Below are 10,058 nucleotides of genomic sequence, written 5' to 3'. Positions count from 1 at the left end.
CGAACGTCCCGCCGCGGCAGGGCCGCAGGGGCCACGGCGGTGCCCTGTCGGCACTCTCCCCGCACCCCCTCGCGGGACGACCATCGAGGTGACGGCAGAAGGCCGGACCCGACGAGAGGACCCGTGATGACCGCGACGGTGACAGCCGCACCCCTGATCGCCGACGCCTGGCGGCAGTTCGCCGGCGACGGGTGGCGGGAGCGCGTGGACGTGCGCGAGTTCGTCCAGGCCAACTACACCCCGTACGAGGGCGACGCCTCGTTCCTGTCCGGCCCGACCGACCGCACCCGCGCGGTGTGGGGCAAGGTCAGCGCCCTGTTCCCCGAGGAGCGCCGCCGCGGGATCCTCGACGTGGACGCCGCCACGCCCTCCACCATCACCTCGCACGCGCCCGGCTGGATCGACCGCGACCGCGAGCTGATCGTCGGTCTGCAGACCGACGCCCCGCTGAAGCGGGCGATCATGCCCAACGGCGGCCTGCGCATGGTGGAGAACGGACTCAAGGCATACGGCTACGAACCCGACCCGCGGGTCTCCGAGATCTTCGGCACCTACCGCAAGTCCCACAACGACGGCGTCTTCGACGCCTACACCCCTGCCATGCGCACCGCCCGCAGGGTCGGCATCATCACCGGCCTCCCCGACTCCTACGGCCGCGGCCGGATCATCGGCGACTACCGCCGCGTCGCCCTCTACGGCACCGACCGCCTGATCGAGGCCAAGCGCGCCGAACGCGCCCGCCTGGACGCGCTGCCCTCGAGCGAGCACGTGATCCGCGACCGCGAGGAGCTCGCCGAGCAGATCAAGGCCCTGCGGGAGCTGACGCAGATGGCCGCGGCCTACGGCTGCGACGTCTCCCGCCCCGCCGCCACCGCCCACGAGGCCGTGCAGTGGCTGTACCTGGGCTACCTGGCCGCGGTAAAGGAGCAGAACGGCGCGGCGATGTCGCTGGGCCGCACCTCCACCTTCCTCGACGTCTACCTGGAGCGGGACCTCGCCGACGGCGTGATTGACGAGTCCCGCGCGCAGGAGCTGATCGACGACTTCGTGATCAAGCTCCGCATGGTGCGCTTCCTGCGCACCCCCGAGTACGACGCCCTGTTCTCCGGCGACCCGACCTGGGTGACGGAGTCCATCGGCGGCATCGGCGAGGACGGCCGGCCGCTGGTCACCCGCACCTCCTTCCGCTTCCTGCAGACCCTCTACAACCTCGGCCCCGCACCCGAGCCGAACCTGACCGTGCTGTGGTCGCCCTCCCTCCCGGCCGGGTTCAAGGAGTTCTGCGCCCAGGTGTCCATCGACACCAGCGCCGTCCAGTACGAGTCCGACGACCTGATGCGCCCGCGCTCCGGCGACGACACCGCCATCGCCTGCTGCGTCTCCGCCATGGCGGTCGGCCGGCAGATGCAGTTCTTCGGCGCCCGGGTCAACCTCGCCAAGGCCCTGCTCTACGCGATCAACGGCGGCCGGGACGAGATGACCGGCGAGCAGGTCACCCCCGAGATGCTCCCGCTCACCGGCGAGTACCTCGACCCGCAGGAGCTGGACGCCGCCTACGACCGCGTCCTCGACTGGCTGGCCGGGACGTACGTCGACGCGCTCAACGTCATCCACTACATGCACGACAAGTACGCCTACGAGCGCGTCGAGATGGCGCTGCACGACCACCCCGTGCACCGCTTCATGGCCTGCGGCATCGCCGGCCTCTCGGTCGCCGCCGACAGCCTCTCCGCCGTGAAGCACGCCCGGGTGAAGGTGGTGCGCGACGCGAGCGGCCTCGCCGTCGACTTCCGCACCGAGGGCGAGTATCCGGCCTACGGCAACAACGACGACCGGGCCGACGCCATCGCCGTCCACCTGGTGGAGTCGTTCATGGCCAAGGTGCGCCGGCACCCCACCTACCGGGACGCCGAGCACACCCAGTCCGTGCTGACCATCACCTCGAACGTGGTCTACGGCAAGCACACCGGCAACACCCCCGACGGCCGCCGCGCCGGACAGCCCTTCGCCCCCGGCGCCAACCCCATGAACGGTCGCGACCGGCACGGGGTCGTCGCCTCGGCGCTCTCGGTGGCCAAGCTGCCCTACGAGTCGGCGCGCGACGGCATCTCGCTCACCACCACCATCACCCCCGAGGGCCTCGGCCACGTCCCGGCGGAGCGCGCCGGGCACCTGGTCGGCATCCTCGACGGTTACATGGGCGGCGGCGGGTTCCACATGAACGTCAACGTCCTGGACCGGGCCACCCTGGAGGACGCGATGGAGCACCCGGAGAAGTACCCGGAGCTCACCATCCGGGTCTCCGGATACGCCGTCAACTTCGTCCGCCTGACCCGCGAGCAGCAGCTCGACGTGATCAGCCGCACCTTCCACGGATCGCTGTGAGCACCGAGGCCGCCGCGGGCACCGTGGCGGGCGGCGGCGCCGAGGCCGAAGCGGTCACGGGCCGGATCCACTCCTGGGACCTGTCCACCGGCGTGGACGGTCCCGGGACCCGGTTCGTCCTGTTCACCAGCGGCTGCCCGCTGCGCTGCCTGTACTGCGCCAACCCCGACACCTGGCACATGCGGGACGGGCGGTCGCGGACCGTCGACGAGGTGATGGGGGAGATCGAGAAGTACCGGCCGTTCCTCACCACGGCGGGAGGCGGCGTCACCCTCACCGGCGGCGAACCGCTGCTCCAGCCGCGCTTCACCGGCGCGGTCCTGCGCCGCTGCAAGGAGGCCGGTCTGCACACCGCGATCGACACCTCGGGCCTGCTCGGCGCCCGCGCCACCGACGAGATGCTCGCCGACACCGACCTGGTCCTGCTCGACGTCAAATCCTTCGACGTCCGCACCTACCGCCGGCTGACCGGCGGCGCCCTCGCCCCCACCCTGTCCTTCGCGACCCGGCTGGACCGGCTCGGGGTGCCGGTCTGGATCCGCTACGTGCTGGTGCCCGGCTGGACCGACGACCTCGCGGCCGTGGACGGCCTCGCCGAGTTCGTCGGCGGACTCGGGACGGTGCGGCGCGTGGACGTCCTGCCCTTCCACCGGCTCGGCGCGGGCAAGTACGAGGCCCTGGGCATTCCCTTCCCGCTGCGCGACACCCCGGCGCCCGACCCCGCTCTGGTCGAGGAGGTCAGGCGTCGCTTCCGCGCCCACGGGAAGGACGCCTACTGACGAGGCGAAACGCCGGCCCGGCGACGCACGGCCACCGGGCGGGCGCTTCGTCACCTCACCAGTTCTTGTACCGCGTCGGGCCGAGCCCGCAGAAGGTGCACCGGGGGCTCAGGAAGTCCTGGGTGCGGCGGAACTCCTCGTCGGCCAGGTGCCAGCGCAGCCAGGCCGTGATGATGTGCTGCCCGTTGCGGGTGGCGGCGATGTGGTCGGTGCCGTCGAGGACGTTGAACCACACCGGCACGTCGGTGTTGGTGTAGTCGCGCTCCACGTTGGAGGTGGCGAAGTCGTCGTCACCGCCGACGTACAGCGCGGGATTGCGAAGGTTGTCCGGCCCGTTGCCGTCGAAGGAGCCGCCCGCCACGTGGACGGTGGTCTCGAGGCGCGGCTCGTCGGCCACGTCGAAGGTGCCGATGGAGCCGCGGGAGTGGCCGCCGAAGGCCACCTCGGTCGTGTCGATGTCCTGGTACAGCGGACTGGCGGTGCTCGCGTTCTGGTCCTCGATCCAGTCGAGCGCGTCGACCATGTAGTCGCCGCTGCTGGAGGAGACCTCGCTGTAGACGACGAACCCGTGGGAGGCCCACTGGCGCAGCATGTCCTCGTAGGCGGCCGGGTCGGAGCCCGCGCCAGGGCCCCAGACGAGCACCGGGTGCCTCACGCCGTTCTGCCCGGCGTTCGTCGGGTACACCAGCCACCCGTCGTCGCCAGGGCCCGCGGTGGTGTCGACGGTCACCGGGTACGGCCCGGGGGCGGTCACGTCGCTCACCGGGGGCAGCGATCCGCCGGGCGGGTCGGTCGGCCCGCCGCTGCCGCCGCCCGTCGCCTGGACGAGCACGTCGTCGACGGTCAGCGACTCCAGCGCGCTGTTGGCGTCCAGCGAGAACCGTAGGCGCAGACCGCGTCCGTCCACCGACGAGGGCAGTTGGTACGAGGTCGCGCCGGTGGCCGTGCGCGCCGACTCCAGCGTCGTCCAGGATCCGCCGTCCACGGAGTAGGCGACCGTGAAGGCCTCGCCGAGGTCCAGCCCGCTCGCCGTCCGGGTGTACGACACCGAGATGCCGCTGTACCCGGCCAGGTCGACGGCCGCGGAGGTGAGGGTCGGGTCGGTCAGCAGCGAACCGCCCAGGCGCGCAGCGCCCGTGCTCGCACTGACGGAACCGGTGGAGGTGAAGGTGCCGAGCCCGGCGGAGAAGTTCTCGCCGTAGAGCGACGTCACGGCGGAGGCGGGGGAGGAGAGAACGCCGGCGACGCCCACGGCCGTGAGGCACGCGGCCATCACGGCCCTCAGGCGAGGACGTCGGCTTCGACCGGTGCGAACTGACATGTACGACCCCTTCGTTGTGCCGACCATGCCGGCCCGTCGGGGGTCCCGGTGGCCGGAGCTGGTCCAGGTTGTCCGTCCACGGCGAGTGAAGCGGGGTCCCTCACGCGCGCGCATCAGTGAAACCACCGGTCGGGCTCACAGGCGCAGCAGCGCGGTCACGGCGACCGCGGCCACCAGGGTCACGGGGAGCGGGGCACGGCGCAGCACGAGCAGCGGGACCACCCCGAGTCCGGCGACCAGGGTGAGGTCCGTGCCGCTCCAGCGGTGGCCCAGCACGTCGACGACGACGAAGCCGGCGAGCAGGGCGGGAGCCGTGAGGGCGATCACCGACCGTGCCCGCGGAGGCAGGGCGCGCCCGCCGAGCAGCGCGGGGCCGAACGCCTTGCAGGTGAAGCTGAGGACGGCGACGGCGCCGATGGCGAGCCAGAGGTTCATGGCGTTTCCTCTCCCTCGGAGCGCACGGACGGTACGGAGTTCTCGGCTCCTCCGGTGCGGGCGGGCAGGGGCGCGGGCGTCCGGAGGAGGGCGACGAGCGCCGCGAGCGCCGCGCCGACCAGAGCGGGACCGGCGGGCAGGAAGTGGACCAGACCGGCCGCGATCACGGCCCCCAGCAGGGCGGGCAGCCGGTTGGCCCGTTCCTTGCGGAGCTCCTCGAAGAGGAGCGCGACGAACAGCGCCGGTGTGAGGACGTCCAGTCCGAGCCGGTGCAGCAGGCCGGGGTCGGGGGACACCACGACGCCGAGGGCGGTGCCGGTGACCCAGGCCGGCCACTGGATCGCCGTGGCGCCGAAGAGCAGGTGCCGGTCGAACCGTCCACCGCCGAGATGGGCGGCGGCCCACGATCCGTCGACCACGGCCTGACCGGCGAACGCGCGGCGCAGCCGGCCGCCGCGCAGATCGCCGGCGACGGCGATGCCCATGGGGACGAAGCGGCTGTTGATCAGGGCCGCGGAGGTCACGGCGCCGACGATGCCGCCGCCGGACCCCAGGACCGCCAGCAGGGCGAACTGGGCGGAGCCGGAGAACACGACCATCGAGCAGACGACGGGCGCCACCGGCCCCCAGCCCTGCGAGGCGCTGACCGTCCCGAAGCTGACGGCGAGGAGGAAGGAAGCGGCCGCCATTCCCGATCCGGTCCGGAGCCCGGCGAGGAAGCTCGCACGCGGCGAGACGGCGGCCTTCGCTGAGCGGGAACTCTCCATGCATCGAATCTAACAGCCATAGGCCCTCAAGGGTGTTAGGCGGAGCGCTAGGATGAGACGGTGACGAGCAAGCAGCCGGTCCGTACCGCCCCTGTTCCCCCCTCGCCCGCCGCGGGGGAGGGCCCGCCCCGCGCCCACGACGCGGGGGTCTCGCGGGTGGGAGGGCACCCGGTGCTCGACTTCGCCAACACCGTGGCCTGGCGCCTGGATCCGGCCCGCGCCGTCGCCCGCGTCCGGGGCGCGGAGGCGTGGACGCGCTGGGGTGTCGCCGTCGGGCTGCTCACCGTCGAAGGGGCGGAGGCGTCGTCCGGGGCGGCGGACTCCGCGCCCGCCGAGACCTCGGCCGACGCGCCCGCCGAGACCGCGCCGACCGAGACCGCGCACGCCGAGACCTCGGCCACCGCGCTCCAGGACCTGCGGGCCGTCCTGTGGCCGGTCCTGGACGCCCTCGTCGAGGGCGAGGAGCCCCCGGCGGCGGCATGGGAGGCGTTGCGCCGGGATCTGGTGCGGGCACGCGAGGACGCCGACCTGCTCCCCGGTTTCCCCCTGCGGTGGCGGCCGCGGGCGGACGGCCTCGACGGACTGCGCCACACGCTGGCCCTGCGGGCGGAGGACCTGCTGGGCGGGGACGAGCTGGCCCGGGTCAGGCGGTGCGAGGGCCCCGGGTGCGGATGGTTCTTCCTCGACCGCTCCCGCGGCGGGACCCGGCGCTGGTGCAGCTCCGGGGACTGCGGCAACCGGGACCGGGCCAGGCGCCACTACGCCCGTACCCGGCAGCGTGGTTGACGTCGGGGGACGGCGCGACCCCGGGATGACGGAGGGACCTCGGCGGTCCTGATGGGGGTCACGGGGCGAAACCGTGGAAGCACCGGTCCGGGTGGTGGTGCGCCGGGGCGACATCAACAACGCTGTTCGACGGCGGAAACGGCGCCGACATGCCGCCGGAGCACCCTGTCCGCCACGTCCCCGTTCCACCCCGCCCGTACAGCCCACGGAGGTCCGCCGTGCCCCAGCCCCCCGACGCATCCGCACCCGCACCCGTGCCCCCGTCCGGTCCCGCACCGGCTGCCCGGCACCCGGTCGACCAGGTCCTGCCGCCCACCCGGCTCGGACTCCTCGGCCTCCAGCACGTCCTGGTGATGTACACCGGCTGCGTGACCGTTCCGCTGGTCTTCGGAGCGGCGGCCGGGCTCGACACCTCCACCGTGGGGCTGCTCATCAACGCCGACCTGCTGGTCGCCGGTCTGGTGACGATGCTTCAGGCGCTCGGCGTCGGCCGGGTGCTGGGCGTCCGGCTGCCGGTCGTGGCCGGCGCCACCTTCACCGCCGTCACCCCGATGATCCTGATAGCCGGCGAGTACGGGATGCAGGCGGTCTACGGCTCGATGATCGCCGCCGGGGTCTTCGGGCTCCTGGTCGCGGTCCCCTTCGCCCGCGCGGTGCGGTTCTTCCCTCCGCTGGTCAGCGGGTCCGTCATCACCGTCATCGGGCTGTCCCTGATCGGCGTCGCGGCCGGACTGATCGCCGGTCACGACCCGACGGCGAAGGACTACGCCGCGCCGAGCCACCTCGCCCTGGCCGGCGGCGTCGTCCTGCTCGTCATCCTGATCAGCCGCTTCACCCGCGGCTTCCTCTCCCAACTCGGCGTTCTGCTGGGCCTGGTCGCCGGCACCCTGGTGGCCATCCCCATGGGGCTGACGGACTTCTCCATCGCGGCCGACGCCGACTGGTTCGGGCTCGCCGCGCCGTTCCACTTCGGCGCCCCGGAGTTCCCCGTCGCCGCGGTGATCTCCCTGTGCGTGGTCATGCTGGTGACCTTCACCGAGTCCACCGCCGACATGCTCGCCGTGGGCGACATGACCGGCCGCCCGCTCACCCGCAAGGACCTGGCGCGCGGCCTGGCCGCCGACGGCCTCTCCGGAGTCCTCGGCGGCGTCATGAACGGCTTCCTGGACGCCGTCTTCGCCCAGAACGTCGGCCTGGTCGGCATGACCAAGGTGCGCAGCCGCTACGTCGCGGCCGTCGCGGGCGGCATCCTCGTCGTCCTCGCCCTCGTCCCCCGGTTCGGCGAGATCGTCGCCGCGCTGCCCGGACCGGTCGTCGGCGGGGCGGGGCTGGTCATGTTCGCCACCGTCACCTCCGTCGGCATCGCCACCCTGCGCAAGGTGGAGTACGAGGGCACCCACAACCTGCTCGTCGTCGCCGTCGCCGTCGGGGTGGGCATGCTCCCGGTCGTGGCGCCCTCCTTCTACCACGCCTTCCCGACCTGGGTGCAGATCATCGGCGGCAGCGCCATCACCAGCGCCACCGTCGCCGCCTTCCTGCTGAACCTGCTCTTCAACCACACGCCCGGCGGCGGGAGGAGGACGCCGGCGCCCGAACCGGACGCGCGGCACGACGAAACGGAACCCGTCACGCCGGCCACGGGCTGAGCCGTCCCGCGGGAGCGGCTCGACTGTCGGTGCCGACGGCCATCCTGGGCGGATGACCCACCCGAACGAGAACCCGCCCGTCGGCGACGTCTGGCGGCTGCACCACGGCGACCGGGAGGTCGTCCGGCTGACCGTGACCGGCTTCGACATGCCCTGGATGTATGCCGCCGTCGAGGAGCTGCCCGGCTTCGAGCCGTTCCGCCCCCTCTTCGCCGAGCAGGAGCGGGCCCTGGACGACCCGGACGACCCGGACGGCCTGGACGCCGACCGGCTCGACGCCTGCGACGCCCGGATCCGCGCCGCGCTCACCATGACGTATCCCGACGGAACCCCCGTGCCCGAGTTCTTCCTGCGCGTCCACGGCGACGGCGCCGCGGGCCGGCGATGGCACCACGACCCCTTCGGCACGGACGCGCCGGGGGAGGGGAGCCGGTAGCCGGCGCGGCCCAACTCGCCGATCCCTGCCGTCAATTGCGCCGAAACGCCGTGGTAACACTTTCCTCGCACGCTGTTCAGGCGCCTCAGCGACCAGCCCGGACATCACCCCCGGAACGGCTGGGACCCGTGCGTCACGCCGCCGCCCCTGAAGCGCCTCCCGCTCTCCTCGCCGCTCTTCCCATCGCCCCTCGTGGGCAAGGAGGTTGTGCATGTCCGGGCTCAGCATCAGCAGGCGTGGTCTCCTGACCGGCCTGTCCGTCCTCGGCGCGTCCGCCGCGATCGGCGCCTGCGGCGCCAAGACCGGCAGCGACCGGACGACCACCGCCGGCGCCAAGGCCGACACCTCCGGCGACACGGTCCGGGTCGGCCTCCTGAACTCCCTCTCCGGCACCATGGCCATCAGCGAGGTCACCGTCCACAACGCGCTGCTGCTGGCCGTCAAGGAGATCAACGCCGACGGAGGCGTACTGGGCAAGAAGCTCGACCCGGTCAGCCAGGACGGCGCCTCCGACTGGCCCACCTTCGCGGAGAAGGCGGAGGCCCTGATCACCGGCGACAAGGTCGCCGCCACCTTCGGCTGCTGGACCTCGGCCAGCCGCAAGGCCGTCAAGCCGGTCTTCGAGCGGCACAGATCGCTGCTGTTCTACCCCGTGCAGTACGAGGGCCTCGAACAGTCGCCCTACATCTTCTACACGGGCGCGACCACCAACCAGCAGATCGTGCCCGCCCTGGACTACCTCAGGAAGAAGGGACTGACCAGGCTCTACCTGGTCGGCAGCGACTACGTCTTCCCGCGCACCGCCAACAAGATCATCCGCGCGTACGCCAAGGGCAACGGCATGCGCGTGCTCGGCGAGGACTACGCGCCCCTGGGCTCCACCGAGTTCAGCACGCTCGTCAACAAGGTGAAGGAGTCGGGCGCCGACGCGGTGTTCAACACCCTCAACGGCGACAGCAACGTGGCCTTCTTCAAGGAGTACAAGTCCTCGGGGTTGACCGCCAAGGCCCTGCCGGTGCTGTCCGTCTCCATCGCCGAGGAGGAGGTCAAGAGCATCGGCGCCCCGTACCTGGAGGGCCAGCTGACCGCCTGGAACTACTACCAGACGACGCCGGGCGCGGCGAACACCGCCTTCGTGGACGCCTACCAGGCCGCCTACGGCAAGGACAAGCCGACGTCCGACCCGATGGAGGCCGCCTACCTCTCCGTCCACCTGTGGAAGGCGATGGTCGAGAAGGCGGGTTCCTTCGACGTCGCGAAGGTCAAGGCCGCCGCGGACGGCATCACCTTCGACGCCCCGGAAGGCAAGGTGACCGTCGACGGCGCCACCCAGCACGTCCACAAGACCGCCCGCATCGGCAGGATCGGCGCCGACGGGCTGATCACCGAGGTCTGGAGTTCGGGCAGGCCGGTCAAGCCGGACCCCTACCTCAAGGGCTACGACTGGGCCTCCGGCCTCTCCTGAGCGCGTGCCGCCACCGACACCCCCTCCCCGACCCGGAG

9 protein-coding genes are annotated in these 10,058 nt (G+C 72.3%); 6 read left to right on the top strand and 3 right to left on the bottom strand.

The genetic code is table 11. The features are described from left to right. Positions 1-126 precede the first annotated feature (126 nt). Positions 127-2,385: a formate C-acetyltransferase gene (gene pflB, locus ACFRAV_RS24890; protein ID WP_382558476.1), complete on the top strand. Its 2,259-nt coding sequence runs from the start codon at positions 127-129 to the stop codon at positions 2,383-2,385. Next, the gene (gene pflA, locus ACFRAV_RS24885; protein ID WP_382558475.1) at positions 2,382-3,164 is read left to right on the top strand and encodes a pyruvate formate-lyase-activating protein; all 783 of its coding nucleotides are present in this window, start codon (positions 2,382-2,384) and stop codon (positions 3,162-3,164) included. The genes pflB and pflA overlap by 4 nt, the downstream gene beginning before the upstream one ends. 55 nt (positions 3,165-3,219) lie before the next feature. Here the strand turns inward: pflA and ACFRAV_RS24880 are convergent, their stop codons facing one another. From ACFRAV_RS24880 to ACFRAV_RS24870, 3 genes are all read right to left on the bottom strand, one after another. Next, a complete protein-coding gene (locus tag ACFRAV_RS24880) occupies positions 3,220-4,440 on the bottom strand; it encodes a hypothetical protein (protein ID WP_382558474.1) in 1,221 nt (406 codons plus the stop codon). 180 nt (positions 4,441-4,620) lie between these two features. After that, positions 4,621-4,920: an AzlD domain-containing protein gene (locus ACFRAV_RS24875; RefSeq protein WP_382558473.1), complete on the bottom strand. Its 300-nt coding sequence runs from the start codon at positions 4,918-4,920 to the stop codon at positions 4,621-4,623. Beyond that, positions 4,917-5,687 carry an AzlC family ABC transporter permease gene (locus tag ACFRAV_RS24870; protein ID WP_382558472.1) on the bottom strand — a complete coding sequence of 257 codons (771 nt, stop codon included), beginning with the start codon at positions 5,685-5,687 and terminating at the stop codon, positions 4,917-4,919. The genes ACFRAV_RS24875 and ACFRAV_RS24870 overlap by 4 nt, the downstream gene beginning before the upstream one ends. Before the next feature lie 60 nt (positions 5,688-5,747). On the opposite strand from ACFRAV_RS24870, the gene ACFRAV_RS24865 reads away from it, so the two are divergent. From ACFRAV_RS24865 to urtA, 4 genes are all read left to right on the top strand, one after another. Continuing rightward, positions 5,748-6,473, top strand: coding sequence for a CGNR zinc finger domain-containing protein (locus ACFRAV_RS24865; protein ID WP_382558471.1), 726 nt, complete (start codon positions 5,748-5,750; stop codon positions 6,471-6,473). Between the two features lie 218 nt (positions 6,474-6,691). Continuing rightward, positions 6,692-8,119 (top strand): nucleobase:cation symporter-2 family protein, encoded by a 1,428-nt coding sequence (locus ACFRAV_RS24860; RefSeq protein WP_382558470.1) that lies wholly within the window; start codon positions 6,692-6,694, stop codon positions 8,117-8,119. Positions 8,120-8,171: 52 nt separating this feature from the next. After that, on the top strand, positions 8,172-8,555 hold the full coding sequence (locus ACFRAV_RS24855; protein WP_382558469.1) for a hypothetical protein: 384 nt from the start codon (positions 8,172-8,174) through the stop codon (positions 8,553-8,555). A gap of 211 nt (positions 8,556-8,766) precedes the next feature. Next, positions 8,767-10,020 (top strand): urea ABC transporter substrate-binding protein, encoded by a 1,254-nt coding sequence (urtA, locus tag ACFRAV_RS24850; protein ID WP_382558468.1) that lies wholly within the window; start codon positions 8,767-8,769, stop codon positions 10,018-10,020. Positions 10,021-10,058: the final 38 nt, after the last annotated feature.

The organism is Streptomyces sp. NPDC056600 (assembly GCF_042792855.1).
Lineage (GTDB): Bacteria > Actinomycetota > Actinomycetes > Streptomycetales > Streptomycetaceae > Streptomyces.
The sequence above is the reverse complement of the archived record's forward strand: the minus strand, read 5'-3'. Positions and strand labels throughout refer to the sequence as shown.

Coding starts and splice junctions, on each gene's coding strand:
- pflB (WP_382558476.1), top strand. CDS start 127: ATGACCGCGACGGTGACAGCCGCACCCCTGATCGCCGACGCCTGGCGG.
- ACFRAV_RS24875 (WP_382558473.1), bottom strand. CDS start 4,920: ATGAACCTCTGGCTCGCCATCGGCGCCGTCGCCGTCCTCAGCTTCACC.
- ACFRAV_RS24870 (WP_382558472.1), bottom strand. CDS start 5,687: ATGGAGAGTTCCCGCTCAGCGAAGGCCGCCGTCTCGCCGCGTGCGAGC.
- ACFRAV_RS24855 (WP_382558469.1), top strand. CDS start 8,172: ATGACCCACCCGAACGAGAACCCGCCCGTCGGCGACGTCTGGCGGCTG.
- urtA (WP_382558468.1), top strand. CDS start 8,767: ATGTCCGGGCTCAGCATCAGCAGGCGTGGTCTCCTGACCGGCCTGTCC.